20 protein-coding genes are annotated in these 22426 nt (G+C 36.7%); 1 reads left to right on the top strand and 19 read right to left on the bottom strand.

The features are described from left to right. Positions 1-20: 20 nt before the first annotated feature. From ftsY to FSZ17_RS09650, 11 genes are all read right to left on the bottom strand, one after another. A complete protein-coding gene (gene ftsY / locus FSZ17_RS09700) occupies positions 21-1010 on the bottom strand; it encodes a signal recognition particle-docking protein FtsY (RefSeq protein ID WP_057769786.1) in 990 nt (329 codons plus the stop codon). Positions 1011-1128: 118 nt separating this feature from the next. Beyond that, positions 1129-4695 carry a chromosome segregation protein SMC gene (gene smc, locus FSZ17_RS09695; RefSeq protein ID WP_057769783.1) on the bottom strand — a complete coding sequence of 1189 codons (3567 nt, stop codon included), beginning with the start codon at positions 4693-4695 and terminating at the stop codon, positions 1129-1131. Between the two features lie 53 nt (positions 4696-4748). Beyond that, complete coding sequence (gene rnc, locus FSZ17_RS09690) at positions 4749-5489, bottom strand: ribonuclease III (protein ID WP_057769781.1); 741 nt, start codon at positions 5487-5489, stop codon at positions 4749-4751. A gap of 476 nt (positions 5490-5965) precedes the next feature. Further along, entirely contained in the window at positions 5966-6199 is a 234-nt protein-coding gene (locus FSZ17_RS09685; RefSeq protein ID WP_057769779.1) for an acyl carrier protein, read from the bottom strand. Between the two features lie 158 nt (positions 6200-6357). Next, complete coding sequence (fabG, locus tag FSZ17_RS09680; RefSeq protein WP_057769777.1) at positions 6358-7101, bottom strand: 3-oxoacyl-[acyl-carrier-protein] reductase; 744 nt, start codon at positions 7099-7101, stop codon at positions 6358-6360. Beyond that, the gene (fabD, locus tag FSZ17_RS09675) at positions 7098-8045 is read right to left on the bottom strand and encodes an ACP S-malonyltransferase (RefSeq protein WP_057769775.1); all 948 of its coding nucleotides are present in this window, start codon (positions 8043-8045) and stop codon (positions 7098-7100) included. The genes fabG and fabD overlap by 4 nt, the downstream gene beginning before the upstream one ends. Positions 8046-8081: 36 nt before the next feature. Then, complete coding sequence (plsX, locus tag FSZ17_RS09670) at positions 8082-9074, bottom strand: phosphate acyltransferase PlsX (protein WP_057769773.1); 993 nt, start codon at positions 9072-9074, stop codon at positions 8082-8084. Then, a complete protein-coding gene (gene fapR / locus FSZ17_RS09665) occupies positions 9058-9660 on the bottom strand; it encodes a transcription factor FapR (protein ID WP_057769771.1) in 603 nt (200 codons plus the stop codon). Before fapR ends, plsX begins: the two co-directional genes overlap by 17 nt. 290 nt (positions 9661-9950) lie before the next feature. Further along, on the bottom strand, positions 9951-12011 hold the full coding sequence (gene recG / locus FSZ17_RS09660; RefSeq protein ID WP_407643428.1) for an ATP-dependent DNA helicase RecG: 2061 nt from the start codon (positions 12009-12011) through the stop codon (positions 9951-9953). 95 nt (positions 12012-12106) lie between these two features. Then, positions 12107-13789 (bottom strand): DAK2 domain-containing protein, encoded by a 1683-nt coding sequence (locus tag FSZ17_RS09655; RefSeq protein ID WP_057769769.1) that lies wholly within the window; start codon positions 13787-13789, stop codon positions 12107-12109. Between the two features lie 19 nt (positions 13790-13808). Next, positions 13809-14171 (bottom strand): Asp23/Gls24 family envelope stress response protein, encoded by a 363-nt coding sequence (locus FSZ17_RS09650; protein ID WP_057769767.1) that lies wholly within the window; start codon positions 14169-14171, stop codon positions 13809-13811. A 299-nt stretch (positions 14172-14470) separates the two neighbouring features. Between FSZ17_RS09650 and rpmB the strand changes: the two genes are divergently transcribed. Beyond that, on the top strand, positions 14471-14659 hold the full coding sequence (gene rpmB, locus FSZ17_RS09645) for a 50S ribosomal protein L28 (protein ID WP_057769765.1): 189 nt from the start codon (positions 14471-14473) through the stop codon (positions 14657-14659). 96 nt (positions 14660-14755) lie between these two features. Here the strand turns inward: rpmB and spoVM are convergent, their stop codons facing one another. The 8 genes from spoVM to rsmB form a co-directional block, all read right to left on the bottom strand. Then, positions 14756-14836: a stage V sporulation protein SpoVM gene (spoVM, locus tag FSZ17_RS09640; protein ID WP_057769763.1), complete on the bottom strand. Its 81-nt coding sequence runs from the start codon at positions 14834-14836 to the stop codon at positions 14756-14758. Between the two features lie 97 nt (positions 14837-14933). After that, positions 14934-15581, bottom strand: coding sequence for a thiamine diphosphokinase (locus FSZ17_RS09635; RefSeq protein ID WP_057769761.1), 648 nt, complete (start codon positions 15579-15581; stop codon positions 14934-14936). 115 nt (positions 15582-15696) lie between these two features. Beyond that, positions 15697-16356: a ribulose-phosphate 3-epimerase gene (gene rpe / locus FSZ17_RS09630; protein ID WP_057769759.1), complete on the bottom strand. Its 660-nt coding sequence runs from the start codon at positions 16354-16356 to the stop codon at positions 15697-15699. Positions 16357-16358: 2 nt separating this feature from the next. After that, positions 16359-17240, bottom strand: coding sequence for a ribosome small subunit-dependent GTPase A (gene rsgA / locus FSZ17_RS09625; RefSeq protein ID WP_057769757.1), 882 nt, complete (start codon positions 17238-17240; stop codon positions 16359-16361). 42 nt (positions 17241-17282) lie between these two features. Beyond that, complete coding sequence (gene pknB, locus FSZ17_RS09620; protein ID WP_057769755.1) at positions 17283-19232, bottom strand: Stk1 family PASTA domain-containing Ser/Thr kinase; 1950 nt, start codon at positions 19230-19232, stop codon at positions 17283-17285. Continuing rightward, positions 19229-19984 carry a Stp1/IreP family PP2C-type Ser/Thr phosphatase gene (locus tag FSZ17_RS09615; protein WP_057770659.1) on the bottom strand — a complete coding sequence of 252 codons (756 nt, stop codon included), beginning with the start codon at positions 19982-19984 and terminating at the stop codon, positions 19229-19231. The genes pknB and FSZ17_RS09615 overlap by 4 nt, the downstream gene beginning before the upstream one ends. Positions 19985-19988: 4 nt before the next feature. Further along, positions 19989-21074, bottom strand: coding sequence for a dual-specificity RNA methyltransferase RlmN (gene rlmN, locus FSZ17_RS09610; RefSeq protein WP_057769753.1), 1086 nt, complete (start codon positions 21072-21074; stop codon positions 19989-19991). Between the two features lie 3 nt (positions 21075-21077). Continuing rightward, on the bottom strand, positions 21078-22424 hold the full coding sequence (gene rsmB / locus FSZ17_RS09605) for a 16S rRNA (cytosine(967)-C(5))-methyltransferase RsmB (RefSeq protein WP_185150685.1): 1347 nt from the start codon (positions 22422-22424) through the stop codon (positions 21078-21080). Positions 22425-22426 lie beyond the last annotated feature (2 nt).

The following is a 22426-nucleotide window of genomic DNA, read 5'->3' as shown; positions in this document are numbered from 1 at the left end:
AGCAGTTTTTTTATTTTTACTTAATCTTCTTCTATTTCAACTAAATCCGCAAAGAGACCATAGACGTATTGCTCTGCATCAAACTCCTGCAAATCATCCATTTTTTCTCCAAGCCCAACAAATTTAACAGGAATATCCAATTCATTCCTAATGGCCAGCACTATGCCTCCCTTTGCTGTTCCATCAAGCTTTGTTAATACAATGCCACTAACATCTGTAGCTTCCTTAAAGGTTTTTGCTTGAATCATCGCATTTTGACCAGTTGTTGCATCAAGCACAAGCAGGACTTCATGTGGAGCTCCTGGTACTTCACGTTCAATAACCCGCTTTACCTTTTCAAGCTCCTTCATTAGATTGACTTTATTTTGCAAGCGTCCAGCTGTATCGCATATTAAAATATCAGCTTTTCTGGATTTTGCTGCTTGAATCGCGTCGAACATAACAGCGGCAGGGTCTGACCCAGCACCTTGTTTTATAACATCCACTCCGACTCTTTCTCCCCAAACCTCAAGCTGTTCAATCGCTCCAGCTCGAAACGTATCTCCCGCAGCCATTAGCACATTCTTGCCTTCGCTTTTGAATTTATGGGCAAGCTTTCCGATCGTTGTCGTTTTTCCTACTCCATTAACGCCCACAAACAGAATAACCGTCAAAGAATCAGATTGTATATTCAGTTCAGAAGATGAATTTCCGCCAGCTTCATAGATTTCTACAAGCTTTTCGGAGATCACGCTTTGCACTTCATGTGGATCTTGGATATTTTTCCTTTTTACCTCAAGCTTTAACTCTTCCACTAGCTTCATTACTGTATCAAAACCAACATCCGCTTGAATTAAGATTTCCTCCAACTCTTCGAAGAAATCCTCATCCACTTTACGATATCTTGCAACTAAATCATTTACTTTATTAGAAAAATTGTCTCTCGTCTTTGCTAAGCCATCTTTAAATTTTTCAGTTACACTATCGGTTTGTTTCGTAATTTTTTCTTTTAATTTTTTAAAAAAACTCATCTTTTCACTTCCTACATATTCAATCTTTATGTACAGGAAACTAACAGTGAAACACCTAGCTCCCTATATTTTTAAAAAATTTGATCAAGAATACATGTTGCTTTTATAAATGCCTAGGTTATTGAGTTACAAGCTCCTTTGTTTCCTCTAAGCGCACTGACACCAATTTAGAAACACCAGATTCTTGCATTGTCACCCCATACAACACATCGGCTTCCTCCATCGTTCCTTTTCTATGGGTAATAACGATAAATTGGGTTTCTGAACTATATCTCTTCAAATATTGGCTAAAACGAGATACATTCGCTTCATCAAGAGCCGCTTCAACCTCATCTAGAATACAAAAAGGCACAGGACGTACTTTTAAAATGGAAAAAAGTAGAGCAATGGCTGTCAAAGCCCTCTCACCACCTGATAAAAGTCCTAAATTTTGAAGCTTCTTCCCTGGAGGCTGCGCAACAATGTCTACACCGGTATTTAATAAATCTTCGGGATCGGTTAACTTTAAATCCGCTCTCCCTCCACCAAATAGTGATTGAAAAACAGACTCAAAGTGAAAGCGAATTCCTTCAAAAGTATGCTGAAATCTTTTCTTCATTTCGGTATCCATTTCATCAATAACCTGAAATAGCGTATCCTTTGCTTCTTGTAAATCATTTTTTTGCTCAAGCAGGAATTCATATCTTTCTGATACACGTTCATATTCCTCAATAGCACCAAGATTTACTGTACCAAGCTCTTCAATGGCAAGTTTAATGAGTTTTACTTTTTTCCTTGCTTCATCTACATGGATCATTAATGGATATTCTTCTTTTGCAGCTTCATAGGAAAGCAAATACACTTCTCTCAAATGATTTAACCGATTTTCTAGCTCAACATCAAGTCGATTTAGTTTAACTTCTTCATCCTTTAAAGCCTCAATCATTCCTTTGTGCTGACGCCTAAGCTCTTTTGCTTCAACCTCTAAATCCTCTAATGATGTTTGAAGCTTCATTCGCTCCTCTCTTCTTGAAGAGATTAAGCTTAAGGTTACTGTTTTATCTTGAAGCTTTTTATTCGCCGCTTCCTCTAACATCTGCTCACCAGAAAAATTATTTGTCATTTCAGATGATAGAAGCTCTAAGTCCTCTTCTATTAGAGTTAACTTTTCATTAATACTTGTCAATTCTACAACAATTTCGTCGTACTTATCTTTAGCATGATTAAACTGCTCACTTTTCGAAGCAAAAATAACTTTAAGCTCATTGATTGCTAATAAAAGGCTTTCTTTTGAAGTTTGTTGAATGTTTTTTTGATCCGTTAGCATCGCAATATTTTTATCAAATTCATTGATTTGAAGCTGATAGTCCGAAAGTAAAGCTGATAGCTCTGATTTTCTTAATAATAGTTTTTCTCTATCTTCCGAAAATTGAGCTTTATCCATATCATACAGGGATAAACGCTCATTCATACTTTTTTCTTCAAATTCCACTTCGCGAAGATCGCCTTTTACCGCCTGTTCCTTTAACCTTAGCTCTTCACCTTTTTTTCTATGCTCATCAATTCCATCTTCTAACGTCTTAATATCTGCCTTGAGCATTTTAACTTGGTTCTCCAAGCTAGAGGTTTTTGTTTCCATATCCACAATTCTTACTTTTAATTCTTCAAGCTCACCTTTTCTGCTTAATATGGAAGAATTCTTTTGTTTTAGAGCTCCTCCTGTCATTGAACCTCCAGGATTCACAACATCTCCTTCAATAGTAACTAGTCGTACACGATATTGCAGGAGCTTAGCTAATTCATTTGCACCCTTTAAATCCTTTGCAATGATGACATTACCTAGCAAGTTTTCCATTGATTCCTTATACTTAGAACCATATTGGATTAATTTTGCAGCTTCACCGACAAAAGAAGGATGCTGCTGAATTGATTGGAGCTGACTAGCACTTAGACTCTTTCCTTTTATTACATTCAAAGGAAGGAATGTAGCCCGTCCGTATGAGTTCGTTTTTAAATATTGAATGGCATTTCGCGCGTCTTGTTCCGTTCCAACAATTATATGCTGCATGGCACCGCCTAACGCTGTTTCAATTGCTGTTTCAAATTCCTTTGGAACTTGAATTAATTCAGCAACTGCACCTTCAATTCCTTGAAGCTTATCTCCCCGAGCCTTTAAAACTTCTTTAACTCCTTGAAAAAATCCTGAAAAGTCATCTTCCATTTCCTCAAGCATTTCTTGTCTAGATTTTGCCTTTTGCAAGAATTGATAAGCCTGGTATAATGTCTTTTCTTGCTTTTGATAGTTTTCCTTGGCTGATTCTAACCTTCTCTGATCATCTCGAAATAATTTAACTTGATCATCTAACTCTTTCTGAGCGGATAAAAGAAGAGATTCTATCTTTTTCTTCCGTTCAATGATACTATTCCGATTACGAATAAAATTATCATTTTCTTGCTCGAGCTTGCCGCTTCTTATTTCTAACTGATTAAGCTGTTGATCAATATTTTGAAGTTCATTTTTAGAGGCAGCTTGTTTATTTAATACTTCAATATAATCACTTTTAAGAGATTCAATCTTTTCTTCTGTATTTACATTAAAAAGATTAAGTTGATCCTGATTTTCCTTTAGCTCGTTTTTAAGCTTATTTGCCTCTTCTTCTAACTGCTTTTGAATCGAATATTGGTGATCCTTTTGAGCATTTAATTCAAGATTTTTCTCTTTGTATTCTTCTAAACTTTTTAAAAGCTGCCCCTTATTTTGTGCAGCGTTTTTCTTTCTTTCCTTTAAGACTTCTTTTCTACCTTCTAGCTTTTCAAGCTCTTCACTTGCATGAAGCAATACATTTTGTAAATCATTAATTGATTCATCAATTGCTGCTGCTTGGTCTCTTAATTCTTCAATTTTTGCTTCCTTATTTTGAAGGCTAGTTGAAAGCTTTATTTCTTTTTCTTTATGATTTTCAAGGTCTTGTGATAACTGCTCCCATTTTATATGCAAATCCTCAATTTCATATACAGTGACAGCTACTTCGATTTTTTCAAGTTCTTCCTTTTGCTCTAAATAATCCTTTGCAATTGAAGCTTGAATTTTTAAAGGCTCGACCTGACTTTCTAGTTCAAATACAATATCATTCACTCGATTTAAATTTTCTTGCGTTTCTGTCAGCTTACTTTCTGCCTTTTTCTTCCTTGTCTTATATTTAAGAACACCTGCTGCTTCTTCAAAGATCGTTCTCCGTTCTTCTGCTTTACTATTAAGAATCTCTTCAACTCTTCCTTGACTTATGATTGAAAAGGCTTCTCTGCCTAAACCAGAATCCATAAATAAATCTACTATATCTTTAAGTCTGCAGGATTGTTTATTTATTAAAAATTCACTTTCACCTGATCGATATACACGTCGCGTTACGCTAACCTCGTTATAATCAATGGGCAAACCTTGATCCTCATTATCTAAAGTGAGCGTTACCTCTGCATAGTTCAATGACTTTCGCGAGTCACTTCCAGAAAAAATAATATCTTCCATTTTTGCGCCTCGTAAAGATTTAGCTGATTGCTCTCCTAACACCCAGCGGATGGCATCTGTAATATTGCTCTTTCCACTTCCATTTGGACCCACAACAGCAGTAACACCAGGCACAAAATCAACCATTATTCTTTCGGCAAACGATTTAAATCCAACTACATCCAACCGTTTTAAAAACAACCGCTGCTCCCCCTAATCTAAGAGTGTTTTATTTCTTTACAACATCATTTCACTTACATATGGCTTTTTAAAATCTCGAGAGCCATTTGAGCCGCATGCTGCTCTGCTTCCTTTTTTGATCGTCCTGTTCCTGTCCCCAGCTCTTTGCCATTCATAGACACTCTTGAAACAAATTCCCGATTATGGGCAGGTCCCTTTTCCTGCAGAATTTTATATTCAATTACCCCAGCTCCGTCACGTTGGACTAATTCCTGAAGTTGGCTTTTAAAATCCATGACATGTGAAAAAGCTCCTGAATCAATTTTAGGAAAAACGATCTTTTCAAGAAATTCAATAACTGTATCGAGCCCTTTATCTAAGTAAAGAGCCCCGATAAACGATTCAAAAACATCTGCAAGCAAGGCAGGCCTTTCCCTTCCACCTGTCATCTCTTCTCCCTTTCCAAGCAAAACTAGATTACCGAACGATAATTCATGGGCAAAAGAAACTAAAGAAGGCTCACAGACAACTGCAGCTCTTAATTTTGTTAATTCTCCTTCACTCATCATTGGGTATTTTATGAAAAGAAATTTTGAAACAGTTAATTCGAGAACGGCATCTCCTAAGAATTCAAGTCTTTCATTATCTTCATTTGGTTTTCTGCGATGCTCATTCACATAAGATGAGTGAGTAAATGCTTGTTTTAATAGTTTTTCATTTATAAATTCAATGCCGATCTTTTTCTGAAAGTCCTTAAATTGCTTATCGATTGAACGCAATATCTTCTTATCCTTGTCTTTACTTATACTGTGCATTTTCCTCACCTTTTAAAAGTAATAGTACTAAACCAAAAATATGTGTGTTACTCGATTAAAGTTTACTTATAAAAAATTAAATATGCAATAAAGTGAAACTTCCATCAGTGGGGGGGCTTTCATCCCCCACTGATGGTTAGTTGCGGCCCACAGGAAGTGGGTCACGCAGACGTTGCCACACGATGATGTAGCGCTTTTAGTCTGTGTTCATTTTATGGGCCTTTACTGGCAGTTGATCCCCACTTAGGTTTCTTTGATTCTCTCGCAAACTTGAAGTGGGGGTCTTACTGCCCGTTAATCTGCAATAAAGCAGAAGAAAGCCCCGTCTTTAAACGGAGCTTAAATTTAATCCGTATTTACTGTCCGTAACCACCTAATTCCTATCAAGTAATAACGGACAAGAAATACGTTAACAATCATATACAGTGAGGGTATAACCCTCACTGAAAAAGTTTGGTTTAATAGTAACTGATGGATTATTGCTTCGCTTGTATGTAAGTAACAGCGTCACCGACTGTAGCAATCTTTTCAGCGTCATCATCAGAAATTTCCATATCAAACTCATCTTCTAATTCCATAACTAATTCTACTACATCAAGGGAATCAGCGCCAAGATCATCTTTGAATGATGCTTCTAGAGTAACCTCAGACTCTTCAACACCAAGACGGTCAACGATAATCTTTGTTACGCGTTCTAATACTTCTGCCATTCTTGTTCACCTCCCCTCAAGATATTATAGTTTATTTTTGATCATTAATAAATGTTCTTATTAATATTTTTATTATACTATTTTAAAACCTGATCTTAATTAGGTAATTAAATGAAAATAATAGAATCGGTAACTCGCCGAATTCTCTTCTTTATACCTTACATAACCATGCCACCATCTACATGAAGTGTTTGTCCTGTCATATATCGGCTATCATCAGATGCTAGAAACACAACGACATTCGCAATATCAGCTGGCTCACCAAAGCGTGCCAATGGAATTTGCTTCAACATCTGCTCCTTTACTTCCTCATTAAGCTTATCGGTCATATCTGTTGTAATAAATCCCGGTGCAACAGCATTAACAGTTATTCCCCGTGATGAAAGTTCCTTTGCAGATGTTTTCGTCAACCCAATGACTCCAGACTTAGCTGCAACATAATTAGCTTGTCCTGGATTTCCGCTTACACCGACAATCGATGAAATATTAATAATACGTCCACTTCTTTGCTTCATCATTTGTCTAGTTACTGCTTTTGTACATAGAAAAACACCTTTAAGATTAATATTTATGACATCATCCCATTCATCTTCCTTCATTCTCATAAGAAGATTATCTTTCGTTATCCCTGCATTATTTACAAGAATATCGAGCTTACCAAATGTATCGATCGTTTCCTTTACCATATTGGCTACAGAGTCACTATTGGAAACATCACATTGCACAGCGATAGCTTTTCGTCCCATTTCCTTAATTTCAGCAACTACATGATTTGCTCGTTCTTCACTTCCGGAATAATTGACTACAACGTCAGCACCTTGTCTTGCTAATTCAAGTGCAATTTCCCTTCCAATGCCTCGAGAAGCACCTGTAACAAGAGCTATTTTCCCCTCAAGCTTCATTGTATTTCCTCCTTTAAGGACTCCATTACGGCCATACATGTCTCGTAATCTGAAACAGAATATGTTCGTACTGATTTATCAATCTTCTTAACTAGACCTGTTAAAACCTTACCTGGTCCTATTTCTATGAACGTATCTACCCCTAAGGAAATCATCTTTTGTACAGAATCTTCCCATAAGACAGGTGAGTATAGCTGGGCGATTAATTTTTCCTTAATATCATTAGCAGAAGTCATTTCATCCGCCGAAACATTAGCAATAACTGGTATTTCCGCATTGTTAATTTCCATTCCATTAAGTACGTTTTTAAATTTTTCTGCAGCTGGTTTCATTAGCTCAGAATGGAAAGGACCACTTACCACAAGGGGCATAACTCGCTTAGCACCAGCTTCCTTTGCTTTAACTGAAGCGTTTTCTACTCCTAATCTTGATCCAGATATAACAATTTGGCCAGGGCAATTTAAATTTGCTAATTGGACTGGATTTCCTTCTCTTGTGACCTCATCTGTAACAGCCTGAAGCTCTTCGCGTCCCAATCCTAGGACCGCAGCCATAGTCCCTTCTCCATTTGGAACTGCTTCTTCCATAAATTCGCCTCTTTTTCTAACAGCGTTAACACCATCTTCAAAAGAAAAGGCACCAGCGGCCACAAGTGCTGTATATTCTCCAAGGCTATGTCCTGCTACATAATCTGGTTTTATATTAGATTGCTTAAAAAATTCCAAAATAGCAATACTAGTCGTTAGTAATGCAGGCTGTGCATTCGTCGTTAATGTCAATTCTTCCTGAGGCCCTTCAAAAATTAACTTTGAAAGTGAGAAATTTAGTTTCTCATCTGCCTTTTCAAAAAAGGATTTTACATCTTTATTAGCTTCTGCCAGCGTTTTCCCCATCCCAACAATTTGAGAGCCTTGACCTGGAAATAAAAAAGCAATTTTACCCATTTGCACTCCTCCTTTTTCTTTCGAAAAATCAATTATCTAGTTTACACTAGCATTTTCTACAGCCTCTTTTATCGTTTGTGAAACATTATGTTCAATCATATTACGTGTCTGCCTTACTGCACTATATAAAGCATTTGCATCCGAAGAACCGTGCGCCTTAATAACTGGAGCTTTTAATCCAAATAATCCTGCTCCACCATATTCTGAGTAATCCATTTTCGATTTTAACTGTACTAAATCAGGCTTAAGTACAGCTGCAGCTACTTTACTTTTAAAGCTGCTTGTTAAAGCGGATTTTAACATTTTAAAAACAGACATCGCTGTTCCTTCAATAGTTTTTAATACCATATTTCCTGTAAAACCATCAGTCACAACCACATCAGCAGCACCTTCAAGCAAATCACGTGCCTCTACATTGCCTATAAAGTTTAAATTAGCCTTTTGCAGTAATTCGAACGTATTTTTAGCAAGCTCATTTCCCTTTTTCTCTTCAGTTCCAATATTAAGAAGACCTACTCTTGGGTTTTCGATGCCTCGTACTTTTTCAGAATAAATCGAGCCCATAATAGCATATTGCAATAAATGATCAGGCTTAGCATCTACGTTTGCACCAACATCAAGCAGTAAAAAACCTTCGCCGCCAATTGTTGGCAATGTCGGGGATAATGCAGGACGCTCTATACCTTCAATTCGCCCTACTACAAATAGACCTGTTGCCATTAAGGCTCCTGTATTTCCAGCTGAAATACATGCATCCGCTTGACCATCCGTAACAAGTTGTGCGGCAAGAACCATAGAAGAATTCTTTTTCCTACGTACAGCCCTTACTGGCTCATCCGTCGGCAATATAACTTCTTCTGTATGTACAATATTAATTCGATCATCATTAGTTAAATACTCTTTAATTTTAGCTTCATCACCAACAAGGGTAATTTGAATATCCTTAAATTCTGCAACAGCTTTCATCGCTCCTAATACGATTTCCTTAGGAGCATGGTCGCCTCCCATTGCATCAATTGCTATCTTCATGCTGATTTTCATCCTTTATTGAATTATTGTGAGATCGATACATATCGAATTCACCTTTAAAAACTAATTCATTGTTTACAAAGCTAGAAACTTCAACGATTGTTCTACCACTATCAGAATCGATACTTACAACTTTCGCTTTTGCGATTACACGTTCATTTCTCTTTACCGATCGAGTAAATTGAATATTTGCTTTCGCCGTTAATGCGAGTTCATCATTTATTAATGCTACTGCAAGCGAATTCGCTTGTGCAAATAAGTGATGACCTCTGGCAATATTGTTTCGCTTAAATACATGCTCTTCTTTAATATCTAAAATTGAAATCGCTGTTCTATCAAGTTCAATATCAATGATCTCACCAATTACTTCATCAATTGGCAAGGAACGCACTTCATCCTCAAACCGTTTTTCAGCTACATGCTTGATACGTTCACGTAATTCAGGAATGGATAATTCTAGTCTGTCCAACCGAATGGTTTGCACACTAACTGAAAACTTCTCTGCAAGCTCTTCATCCGTAATAAAAGGATTTTCCTTTATTGTTGATGTTAATAATGCTTGCCTTTCCTTTTTATTTATTCTCATAGATCACACCGTCCGAGATATTAAGACTAGGTACTAATAGTAGTATATAATCAAAAAAAATAGATTGCAAGCAGAAAAGTGGAGGCGCCTTGTTCAGAGGCGACAAGCATAAGACGAGACGGCAGGAAGGTCGCATTTTACCTTCATGACGGATTGGCTTATGACCTCGAGCCCCTAGGCGCCGGAACTAGACAAGGAAAAGTGGAGGCGCCTTGTTTAGGGGCTTGATTAAGAAAAGCTCTATCGCTTTGAAAAAGCGTTAGAGCTAAACAATTTTTCCCCTTAAAGTTCTAATCAAGTTTTTCTCCTTTTAATACACCTGATTCCTTTAAATAGTTTCTTAAATTCATGTATTCAGGCGCGCTCCAAAATTCATTTTTTTGAATAAGTTGGGCTGCATCATTTCTTGCGGTCTCCAATGCCCGATAATCATGAACCATGTCCGCAACCTTGAATTCTGGCAAACCGCTTTGTTTTTTTCCAAAGAAATCACCAGGTCCCCTTAGCTCAAGATCCTTTTCACTAAGAAGAAATCCGTCGTTAGTCTCAGTCATAATTTTCATTCTTTCTTTTCCTACTTCAGACTTCGGATCAGCGAGAAGAATACAATATGATTGATCACTTCCACGTCCAACTCTCCCCCTTAGCTGGTGAAGTTGGGCAAGTCCAAATCGCTCAGCATCATAGATGACCATCATTGTAGCATTTGGAACATTTACCCCCACTTCTACAACTGTTGTAGAAACAAGGACTTGAATTTCATTTCTACTAAATGCTTTCATGACGGATTCTTTTTCATCCGGATGCAATCTGCCATGCATTAAACCAATTTGATAGCGATCAAAAAAATAGTGAGTTAATTGACTGTGTACATCAATCGCGTTCTGAACATCTAATTTATCAGATTCCTCAATAAGCGGACAAATGACATAGGCTTGATGTCCGGCTCTTAGTTCCTTTTCAATAAAACCAAGAACACGATCTAGCATATTGGGTTTCGCCCAATATGTTTCTATTAATTTTCTTCCTGCAGGCATTTCATCAATAATCGAAACATCCATTTCACCAAACACAGTAATTGCTAATGTTCGAGGAATAGGCGTTGCAGTCATAAATAAAACATCAGGACTTTCTCCTTTTTCTCTAAGGACCCTCCGTTGTTCAACTCCGAAACGATGCTGTTCATCAGTAATAACCAGTCCCAAATGATGAAACTCTACCTCATCCTGTATTAATGCATGTGTCCCAATTAATATATCAATATCTCCAGCCTTAAGCAGCTGTAAAATTTCTCGTCTGCTTTTTCCCTTTACCGAGCTTGTTAAAAGCTCACATTTTATCTGAAATGGTTCTAGCATTAATTTCAATGATTCAGCATGCTGTTCAGCTAATATTTCTGTCGGCACCATTAATGCTCCTTGAAAGCCTGCTGTACAGCTTGCATAAAGGGCAATCGCAGCAACGGCTGTTTTTCCTGATCCGACATCCCCCTGTAAAAGACGGTTCATCCTAAATGGAGATTTCATATCGGCGAGAATTTCATTTACAACTCGTTTTTGTGCATTTGTTAATGAAAAAGGCAAGGATTGAAGGAATGTTTTTATATTCTCAAGTTGATATGCCTGAGCGATGCCTTTTGAATGCTCTCTCTCAATCTTTCTTAAAGCTTGCATTTTTAATTGAAAATAAAAGAACTCTTCATACACAAATCTTCTTCTTGCTTGCTTAAGTTCATTTTGGTCTGTAGGAAAATGCATAATACGAAGTGCTGTAAGCCGGTTCATTAGTTTATATTTCACTAAAAAATGTTCTGGCAAGTTTTCTTCAATATTTGACCCGAATTGTGAAAATGCAAGATTAATAAACCGCCTTATTCCTTTTACTGTTATTTTTCCTTTCACAGCATAGACTGGTTCAAAATCTTTACTAATAGAATCGGTGCCCACATGTACTTCATTTGCTGTAATCGTCTGGCGATGCTGATCCCATTTACCTGTAACAGATACTGTATCATTAATAGAGATTTTACTTTTCAAATATGGCTGGTTAAACAGCACGACTTGAATAAGATATCTTCCTACAAGCACTCTTAATGTTAATCTCGAACGCTTCTTCCCATAATAGATTAGTGACGGTTCACTGTGGACCTTTCCCTCAACAGTCACCCTCTCCTCATGCTTTACCTCTGCTAAATCCTTCAAACGATAATCTTCGTAGCGATATGGGAAATATTCCAGTAAATCTTTAACTGTTAAAATATTCATTTCTGCTAGAGCTTCTGCAGTTTCAGCACCTATTCCTTTAATTGAAGTGATAGGCTCAATGCAATATTGATTTTTTTGGATTGACAAAGTTCTTCACATCCTATAAGCCAAAAAAGAAGGGTTTCCCCTTCTAATTTTACACATTGTATGACTTGAGTGTAATGGCACTTAAGTTTAACTTATTATTCAATTGCAAAAATGAATGCGTATAATGGCTGCTCTCCATTATGCAGTTCAATTTCTACCTCATCATACTCTTCCTCAATAAAGCGAACAAGGTTTTCGACATCTTCCTCAGAAGCATCTTCACCTTTTAAAATTGTTAAAATTTCAGTATCAGCATCAATCATTTTTGCTAATAAATCTTTAGCTAATTGAACTTTATCTTTGTTTTTAACAATTATTTTTCCTTCAGCAATTCCCATGAAGTCATCTTTTTCTATTTCAAGTCCATCTATGCTTGTATCTCTTACAGCAAAGGTAACTTGTCCTGTTTTAACCTGCTGAAGTGCTGCAGACATATTTTCTTTATTCTGTTCTAAATTTGCACTAGGGTTGAAAGCAAGCAATGCAGACATCCCTTGTGGAACTGTTTTAGAAGGAATTACAATGACTTCCTGATCGGAAACTTCTGCCGCTTGCTGGGCCGCCATTATAATGTTCTTATTATTTGGAAGTATAATCACTTTTTTAGCATTAACTTCCTGAATGGCCTTTACAATGTCTTCCGTACTTGGGTTCATTGTTTGGCCGCCTTCAATCACTTCATGTGCACCAATACTGCGGAATAAGTCAGCAATACCGCTTCCCATTGAGACAGTAACAATACCATATTCCGTTAATTGTTTCGGTTTAGATTCATTTTCGGAAACGAGTTTCGTTTCGATCCCATCAACTAAGTTTGAATGCTGCTGACGCATGTTTTCAATCTTCATATTGATTAAGCTTCCATATTGTTGTCCATATGATAAGCATTCTCCAGGCTGCTCGGAATGAATATGTACTTTAACAAGCTCTTCATCAGCAATAACTAATAATGAATCGCCATATTTGCTTAAATCTTGTCGGAAGCCTTCTTCAGAAAATGGATTTTTTAAGAGCTTTTCACTTTCAAATCTCACCATAAACTCTGTACAATAACCAAATTCAATATCCTCGGTATTCATAAAGCTATGAACATTTTTATGATGCTCAGCACTAACTAGATCCTCCATTTTCGGAAATGATGTTGGAGAATCTGGAAGCGCTTCACCTTTTAATTCTGAAAGAAAACCTTCATATACGAAAACAAGCCCTTGCCCACCGCTATCCACTACACCTACTTCCTTGAGAACAGGTAGTAAATCAGGGGTACGGTTAAGGGATGCTTTCGCTTCCTTCAGTACTTCTTCCATTAAAGCGATTAAATTGTCTTCGTTTTTAGCTACTTGAACAGCTCTTCTAGCTGAATCTTTAGCTACAGTTAAAATAGTTCCTTCAACAGGCTTCATTACCGCTTTATAGGCCGTTTCAACTCCACTTTGTAGTGCTGCAGCAAATTCTTTGCTATTAATCTCAGCTTTCTGCTCAATCGCTTTTGAAAATCCGCGGAATAGCTGTGATAAAATGACTCCAGAGTTCCCGCGCGCACCCATAAGTAAACCTTTCGAAAGTGCTAAACCAACCTTCCCGATATGTTCTTGCACATTATTCTTAACTTCCTTTGCACCAGAAGTCATGGATAAATTCATATTCGTTCCTGTATCACCATCAGGAACAGGGAAAACATTCAATGAATCAACAAATTTGGCATTGGAGGATAAATGGTTAGCCCCCTTCATGACCATTTCTGCAAATTGTTTCCCATCTAAAACATTTATTGACACAAGTCTTTCCTCCTCATCACTACGGATTCGTGACACGAACCCCTTGAACGTAAATATTTACCGATTCAACGGCAAGTCCAACAGTTTTATCTAAGGTGTATTTTACTTTCGATTGCACGTTATGAGCAATCTCGGAAATTTTCGTTCCATAACCAACAATTATATACATATCAATATGTACTTCTTCGTTTTCTTGTCTAACAATAACACCTTTAGTGAAGTTTTCTTTACGTAAAATATCAGTTAGACCATCCTTTAATTGATTCTTTGAGGCCATACCTACAATTCCATAGCAGTCAACAGCTGCACCGCCTGCAATTGTTGCAATAACATCATTCGAGATATCAATTTGTCCGAATTTTGTTTTAAGTTCAATGGACATTATTATTCCCCCTCCTGAAAATGCTTATTGGCTAAAAAACATTTTACTATAAGCTCAAACATTTTGAAAGTTATACTTCCCCTCTTTATTATAGCTTATCAAGCTATAGTGTATGTCAAGGAATTTTTCTTGAAACACAGCTATTGCAATATAAAGGGTTGTATGATAAATTATTAAAGTATCTTTTAATGTCTAAACAACAACTTTTTGTTTTGGCATTAATTCAAAATGGTCATCTAACATGGCAAATGAAAGCATGAAAAATAGCTTCAGCTTATGTGTTAAGGAGGGAAATCAATATGCCACGTAAATGTGTTGTAACTGGTAGAAAAACAACTACAGGTAATGCACGTTCCCATGCAATGAATGCTAACAAGCGTACATGGGGTGCTAACCTTCAAAAAGTACGTATTCTTGTAGACGGTAAACCAAAACGTGTTTGGGTATCAACAAGAGCACTTCGTTCTGGTAAAGTTGAACGTGTATAATAATGTGTAAGGACATCCAAATTCGGATGTCCTTTTATTATGAAAAAATAAATAAAGCACCTATTTACAGGTGCTCACTACCTAGATTGTATTCTATTAGCTTTTTTTGAAAGCACCTAGCATCGCGCGTACGATTCCACCTAAAAACCTAGGCAGTTTAATTGTATAAAATCTCATATCTCGTGTCCCTCCTCACGATCTAACACATCCAACTTATCCTTCGCCATTATCATCTTATTCAATAAAATGAGATAAGTACTTATAATTTTGAAACTTAATCATTACTTCTTACTACCATTATTATGCCTTTGGAAAATGAAAAATTCCCATAATCATTAATAAGTTCATTACTAATACATAGTGTTGACCCTAATGAAATATTCCTATCATTTAGAGGATATTTAAAACCTAATAATGTAAGGTTATCTACTTCAATTGTTATTGGGATAAAAGAAATATATTTAAGTTGAGGGTTTTTATTGATTGAGTACTCACCAGGCCCTTTTACATACACCGTATTTTTTTGATCAATTACTTCAATTTGGATCATTTTTCTCGCCAGTATTGGTTTTATTAGCAAGTGAATATTAGCAAAAAAATGGTCGAGTCTTCCTCCGGTTGCGCCAAAAATACGAATTAAATCAACTTCCTGTTCTAATGCCCAGTTCAAAGCTAATTCCATGTCTGTTTCATCTTTTTCAGGAATAAACTTCTTTAATTCCTTAATATTTTCTTTGATTATTTCCATTTCATCTTTAGTGACTGAATCAAAATCTCCAAATGCGAGGGCAGGCTGTATATTAAGGGAGAGAAGTGTGAGAACACCCTTATCAACTCCTACCCAAATGTCATCAATTGATTGGTAATTTGTAAGATTAGGCAGCAAGTCTGTTGGGCCGCCAGCTAGAATATTTATATTCATAAAAACCTCCTTATTAGCAAATATTTAATGAAATCACACTTACTATAGTACATGAATAATCTTAAACTTTCCTAAAAGCTAAAGAAAGTCAGCAGGGAACCCCGCTGACTTTTTGTTATTTAACTATAGTATTTCCTCTTATAGCAGCGATGGCTTTTGCTCGATCTTGTTGATTATATACAGCAGAGCCAGCAACAAGCACATTAGCACCAGCTTCAATGCATTGCTTAGCCGTTTCTTCATTCACACCGCCATCTACTTCAATTTCAATATCTAACCCTTTTGCATATGCCATTTCTTTCACTGCTGTTATTTTTGGCAGAACAGACGATATAAATTTTTGACCGCCAAAGCCTGGATTGACAGTCATGAGTAACACCATATCAATATCATCCATGACATGCTCAATTGTACTTACAGGAGTTGCAGGATTTAAGACCACACCAGCCTTCACACCAAAGGACTTAATATGATGAATTGTTCTGTGTAAATGGCGGCAGGCTTCAACGTGCACAGTAATATAATCTGCTCCAACTTTAGCAAATGCTTCAATATATTGATCAGGATTTTCGATCATTAGATGGACATCTAACGGAAGCTTCGTTACAGGTCGAATGGCTTCAACAATAAGAGGACCAATCGTAATATTCGGAACAAAATGGCCATCCATTACATCCACATGAATATAATCTGCTCCTCCTTTTTCCACATCTTTTATTTCCTCACCAAGCTTGGAAAAATCAGCAGATAAAATCGATGGTGCAATCTTCACCATATTTAGTACCTCGGCTTTCTATCTTTAATTTCTTGTAAAAATGATTTATAGTGCTCATATCTATAGTTAGGTATTTCTTGATTCTGTATTGCGTCCTTTACCGCACATTTTGGCTCCGCTATGTGTAGACAGCCCCTAAATTTGCATTCCTCGCTTTTTCTTTGAATATCTGGAAAGCAAAAATTTAAATCTTCCATTTCAATATCGATAAATTCGAGGGAGCTAAAACCAGGAGTATCTGCTACATGACCGTTTCCAACTTTTATTAGTTCAACATGCCTTGTCGTATGTTTTCCTCGACCTAAATGAGAAGAAATATCGTTTGTTCGTAAGCCCAAATCAGGTCTTAACGCATTAAGTAAAGAAGACTTTCCAACTCCAGATTGTCCTGCAAAAACTGAAATTTCCCCTTCCAAAAAGGGATATAAATCTTTAATTCCCTCTTCTGTTTCAGAAGAAGTTAATAGTACTTCATAGCCTGCCTTTCGGTAATCCTCAGCATAAGATTGAATTTCTTTATATTGATCATCATTTGTTAAATCCATTTTCGTGATACAGATAATAGGCTTAATATGATTAAATTCTACCAATACAAGAAACCGATCAAGAAGTGCTGTACTAAAATCTGGTTCAACTGCAGAAAAAACAAGTATTGCCTGGTCCACATTTGCAATAGGAGGACGAACAAGTTCATTTTTTCGGTCTTTCACTTCTAAAATATAGCCTTCTTTATCATTTTCCGCTTGATATACTACCTCGTCACCGACAAGAGGGGTCACTTTATTTTTCCGAAAAACCCCTCGTCCACGGCACTGGACAGTATCCTTCCCACTTAATACATAATAAAAACCGCTTAAAGCTTTTATAATTTTGCCCTCAGGCATAGCAACACTCCTTTTTTTGTTGATCTTAGTCGTAGTAAACATTTATTCCACTTCTTGTTGCTCAATTACAGTATTGTCTCTTCTTACTTGATAAACAGCTTTTTGTCCGTGTGCAATCCGTAATTCAATTCTAAACGTCTTATTTTCGGTAATATACTCAGTCAGAAAAGGGACATTCATATTTCTTTCCATGTCATCAATATATATTTGTACTTCCTGTGGTTGTCCTTCTTCAGTAGGTTCATACGGAACAAATATATCCTTAGGAACAGTTTTAGGCGGTATTTCCTTTTTACCTTTAGAGAGAACAACCCTTACTTTATCTCCTTTAACTAATTGGGCTCCAGCAGAAGGAGTTTGGGTGATCACAAGACCTTCTGGTACTTCATCAGAGTATTCCTCTGATATTTCAATGACTAAACCAGTTGATTCTTCATATACCTCCAAGCCTCTCTTATTATTTCCCTTTAAATCTTTCAATGTAATCGGTGTTGGCCCTTTACTTACCGTAAACACAATTTCCGTTTCCTCAGGAATAACAGATTCTCCTGCTAAGAGGCTTTGCTTGATTATCGTTCCAGATGCTACCGTATCGTTATTTACTTCCTCCTTACGAACATCCTTGAAATCATCTTTTAATAATCCGTAGACTACATCGTATGGTTGTCCCACATAATTTGAAAGCTCAAACTCTTCCTTACCTAAGCTCTCATATAAATCGATAGTGGAGCCTTCTTTCACAGTCTTACCTGCTTTAGGATCCGTCTTAATGACTGATCCTTTTTCCACTTCCTTATCAGTCACTCGTATCGTTTCATCGACCTTAAAACCTTCAGCTTCTAATTCCGCAATCGCTTTATCGATTTCTTTACCCGCCACATCTGGTACTAAAACATCTTTTGGCCCAAATATATCTGGAAGAACGGTAATAACAAGTATCCCCAATAGAATTAATCCAAAAAAAGTAGATACTAAGATGGTCGGCCATTTTTTTCTTTTTTTCTTTTCTTTTTGTTGGTTAAGTTCAATATTATTGTTTTCTTGTTTTCCTTCTTTACCGTGGACCACTGTTTCATCTAAATTTTGAAACTTGTGCTCATTCGTAATAATCGGAATAGCTTTCGTCGCTTCATTGTCGACAGGAATCAAAAATCTTTCTTCATTTATTCGATCAGGTTCTAATGCTGTGCATAAATCTTCTTCCATTTCCTCGGCAGTGTTATATCGATGAAATGGATCCTTGGCTGTTGCTTTGAACACAATATTTTCAACACTTTGTGGAATGGATGGATTCCATCTTCTCAAAGAAGGTGTTTCCGACTGTAAATGCTTCAAAGCAATCGAAACAGCTGATTCTCCAGAAAAGGGCAGTCTGCCAGTAAGAAGCTCAAACATGACAATCCCTAATGAATAAATATCAGACTTTCGATTAGCCATTCCCCCTCTTGCTTGTTCTGGTGACAAATAATGCACAGAACCTAATACGGAATTTGTTTGTGTAATACTCGTTGCGCTCATAGCCATTGCAATACCAAAATCCGTTATTTTTACATTACCATGCCGATCTATTAATATATTATGGGGCTTAATATCCCGATGAATAATATGATTTTGGTGTGCATGTCCGATCGCTGATGTCAACTGCTTCATAATTTCGATAACATTTTCTACTCTAACAGGGCTTTCTTGTTGTATGTATTGTTTTAATGTCTGTCCTTCTACATATTCCATTACAATGTAATAGATAGAATCTTCTTCGCCAACATCGTAAATACTTACTATATTCGGGTGAGCAAGACTAGTAGCCGATTGGGCCTCACGGTGAAAGCGTCGAATAAATTCTTCATCATTTGCAAAATCAAGTCGAAGCATCTTAAGCGCTACATCACGATCAAGAATCATATCATGGGCTAAATATACATTAGCCATGCCTCCGCCGCCGATGGTTTCAAGAATTTTATATCTGCCGCTAATTCTTTTTCCTATCATCATACGCAATCACCATTATCACTATTTAAGTACTCGACGATGATAATTGTGATGTTATCTTCACCGCCATTATTATTCGCAAGTTCTATGAGTGTTGATGCTTTTTCTTCCAAGCTTTGATTACTTTTAAGAATTTCTATCATTTCTATTTCCTGAACTTTATTGGAAAGACCATCAGAGCATAGTAATAATAAATCTTCGTCTTCAAAAATAATCGTTTTTACATCCATATTTACTGTCATTTCTGTCCCTAATGCTCGTAAAACAACATTTTTCATTGGATGATGTTCAGCATCTTCCTTTGATATCTGCCCTGAACGAATTAATTCATTAACAAGAGAATGATCCTCCGTCAATTGCTGAAAGCCATTTTCATTTAGTATATAACAGCGACTATCCCCAATATTTGCAATGCTTACAAAATGATTCGTACAAATGGCAGCTACAAGTGTTGTGCCCATACCTTCACATTCAGTTGTAGATTTTGCATGTTCATAGAGAGCTGTATTTCCTTTTTCTACATTGATTTTTAGCCATTCTTCTGCTTCATCAGCTGTTTTAATCTCTTCTGTTTCTATCCATAGCTTTTGTAGATTTGATAATGCCATTTCACTTGCAACATCACCTGCACGGTGGCCACCCATGCCATCTGCAACAATGGCAAGGCGTTGACCGCTGCGGTTTAGAAAAATTCCACCGTTATCTTCATTATGTTGACGAATTCTGCCCCGATCTGTTTTAAAAACAGCTTTCATCATGTCACCTCGTCTCCTCTTTTCGCTCCTTCGCCCGAAGTTGTCCACATGCTGCATCAATATCATGACCTTGTTCTCTGCGAATCGTTACATTTACACCATATTTTTTAAGTGTTTTTTCAAATTTAAAGATCTGTTCTTTTGGTGTCCTTACATAGTCTCTTTCTGGTACATAATTTACAGGAATTAAATTGATATGGCATTTAATTCCTTTCACCAACTTCGCTAATTCTTCGGCATGCTCAACCTGATCATTTACCCCGCCAAATAGACCATATTCAAAGCTGACACGTCTACCCGTTTTGTTCACATAGTACCTAATTGCCTCCATTAAATCTGGCAGCTTATATGCTCTATTAATAGGCATGAGACGGCCTCTTAGCTCTGAATTTGGTGCATGAAGAGATAAAGCAAAATTAATTTGTAAGTTCTCATCAGCAAATTGATAAATTTTTGGAATTATACCACTTGTGGAAACTGTAATATGTCGTGCCCCAATATTCAAGCCTTTATCATGGTTTACAATTTTCAAAAATGAAAGCATTTGATCATAATTATCAAATGGTTCACCAATTCCCATGATTACGATAGAACTTACACGCTCACTTGTTTCGTCGAGCGCCTGTTGTACTTTTACGACCTGAGCAACAATTTCTCCTGCTTCTAAGTTTCTCTTTAAGCCACCTAAAGTCGAGGCACAAAAAGTACAGCCAATTCTACAGCCTACCTGTGTCGTAACACAAACAGAGTTCCCATATTCATGTCTCATTAGAACGGTTTCAATTGAGTAGCCATCGTGAAGTTCAAATAAAAATTTAATCGTTCCATCTGAGGATTGCTGTTGAATTAGTGTTTTCATAGTTGTTAATGAATAAGTTGTTTCTAGGAGATCTCTTAACCCCTTAGAAAGATTCGTCATTTCATTAAAGGATGAAATCCTTTTCGTATACAACCAGTCAAAAATTTGCTCTGCTCGAAACGCCTTTTCATTCATTTCTACTAGCCAGTCTTTTAACTCATGCAGCTGTAAAGAATAAATGGACGGTTTTTGTTCTGTGTTAGTTATTTTCTTAGTCGTTGTTTGTTCCATTCATTACACCTTCTTTCTTAGACAGGCTATATAAAAGCCATCCGATCCAAAATCCTGTGGCAATATTTGAAGATCAAAGTTATTAATTAACGGCCGAATTGCATTAGGCATTCTTTCTTTTAAGGAAGAATCTCCTTCAAATTCTCCATTCTCACTAAGAAACGCTTTAATAATATCCTGATTTTCTTCCCTATCTACAGTACAAGTACTATAAACTAGAATACCACCTTTTTTCAATAAAGGGGAAACTGCAATTAATAAGTTCTTCTGAACCTTTGCAAGCTGAGTTATATCTTCTTCTTTTTTTGTATATTTCATATCAGGTTTTCTTCGCATTACGCCAAGCCCTGAGCATGGAGCATCTAATAATATACGGTCAAATGATTCTTTTTCAAAATGCTCTTGTACCTTTCTACTGTCAAGTGCAGAAGCTTGAATATTAGTTAAGCCTAATCTTGATGCAGTTTCATTAATTAGCTTTACTTTGTGTTCGTGTAAATCAAGAGAAATGACTTGACCAGTATTAAGAAGTTTCTCAGCGATATGTGTTGATTTCCCGCCTGGCGCCGCACAAGCATCTAATACCCTTTCATTTTCAGTAACACCTAATGCATATGAAGCAAGCATTGAGCTTTCATCCTGAATGGTAATTAGTCCTTCCTTAAAGGCATTTGAATGGGCAAGATTTCCACGATAGCATTTAATTGCTTCAGGAATCACTTGGCTTTGCTCAACTTGAAAACCTTCCTCTTCTAAGATCTTTAAGCAATTTGCTACAGTACACTTAGCTTCATTCACTCTAGCAGACTGCAAAGGTGCCGTTAAATTAAGCTCGCACATTTGCTTCGTACTTTCAAACCCGAGCTGATCTACCCATCTATTTACGAGCCATAATGGATGACTCGTTGCGATTGCAAGGCTTTCATTCTGATCTTTAATGTCTTCTATTGAGGGGAGACCCTGTCTCTGGATATTCCGAAGAATACCATTGACCATTCCAGAAATCCCTTTATGGCCACGGCTTTTTGCAATTTCAACTGCCTCATATATTGCCGCCCGATCAGGGATTTTATCTAAATAGATCATTTGATATAAAGTGAGACGTAATAATTGAATAACCCAGCTTTCGATTTTTTTATTATCTCGTAAAAAAGGCTTTAAGAAGTAGTCAAGGCTCATCCTTCTCTGTAATGTTCCATACGTTAGCTCTGTCAGTAATCCGATATCCTTCTGATTAATATTGTTTTTATTAATAGCATTATTTAGTAGAAGATTACTGTATGACTGATTTTTTTCAATTGATTCTAATAAGTCCATTGCTGTTTCACGGACGTTTTTCTTCTTCTCCATTT

Origin of the sequence: Cytobacillus dafuensis, assembly GCF_007995155.1 — a bacterium.
GTDB classification, from domain to species: Bacteria; Bacillota; Bacilli; order Bacillales; family Cytobacillaceae; genus Cytobacillus; species Cytobacillus dafuensis.
This window is presented reverse-complemented; position numbering and strand designations above follow the sequence as displayed.

Bases quoted from the DNA above. Each gene is read 5' to 3' on its own strand.
- ftsY (WP_057769786.1), bottom strand. From the start codon at position 1,010: ATGAGTTTTTTTAAAAAATTAAAAGAAAAAATTACGAAACAAACCGAT.
- rnc (WP_057769781.1), bottom strand. From the start codon at position 5,489: ATGCACAGTATAAGTAAAGACAAGGATAAGAAGATATTGCGTTCAATC.
- FSZ17_RS09685 (WP_057769779.1), bottom strand. From the start codon at position 6,199: ATGGCAGAAGTATTAGAACGCGTAACAAAGATTATCGTTGACCGTCTT.
- fabG (WP_057769777.1), bottom strand. From the start codon at position 7,101: ATGAAGCTTGAGGGGAAAATAGCTCTTGTTACAGGTGCTTCTCGAGGC.
- fabD (WP_057769775.1), bottom strand. From the start codon at position 8,045: ATGGGTAAAATTGCTTTTTTATTTCCAGGTCAAGGCTCTCAAATTGTT.
- plsX (WP_057769773.1), bottom strand. From the start codon at position 9,074: ATGAAGATAGCAATTGATGCAATGGGAGGCGACCATGCTCCTAAGGAA.
- fapR (WP_057769771.1), bottom strand. From the start codon at position 9,660: ATGAGAATAAATAAAAAGGAAAGGCAAGCATTATTAACATCAACAATA.
- FSZ17_RS09650 (WP_057769767.1), bottom strand. From the start codon at position 14,171: ATGTCCATTGAACTTAAAACAAAATTCGGACAAATTGATATCTCGAAT.
- rpmB (WP_057769765.1), top strand. From the start codon at position 14,471: ATGCCACGTAAATGTGTTGTAACTGGTAGAAAAACAACTACAGGTAAT.
- spoVM (WP_057769763.1), bottom strand. From the start codon at position 14,836: ATGAGATTTTATACAATTAAACTGCCTAGGTTTTTAGGTGGAATCGTA.
- FSZ17_RS09635 (WP_057769761.1), bottom strand. From the start codon at position 15,581: ATGAATATAAATATTCTAGCTGGCGGCCCAACAGACTTGCTGCCTAAT.
- rpe (WP_057769759.1), bottom strand. From the start codon at position 16,356: ATGGTGAAGATTGCACCATCGATTTTATCTGCTGATTTTTCCAAGCTT.
- rsgA (WP_057769757.1), bottom strand. From the start codon at position 17,240: ATGCCTGAGGGCAAAATTATAAAAGCTTTAAGCGGTTTTTATTATGTA.
- pknB (WP_057769755.1), bottom strand. From the start codon at position 19,232: ATGATGATAGGAAAAAGAATTAGCGGCAGATATAAAATTCTTGAAACC.
- FSZ17_RS09615 (WP_057770659.1), bottom strand. From the start codon at position 19,984: ATGAAAGCTGTTTTTAAAACAGATCGGGGCAGAATTCGTCAACATAAT.
- rlmN (WP_057769753.1), bottom strand. From the start codon at position 21,074: ATGGAACAAACAACGACTAAGAAAATAACTAACACAGAACAAAAACCG.
- rsmB (WP_185150685.1), bottom strand. From the start codon at position 22,424: ATGGAGAAGAAGAAAAACGTCCGTGAAACAGCAATGGACTTATTAGAA.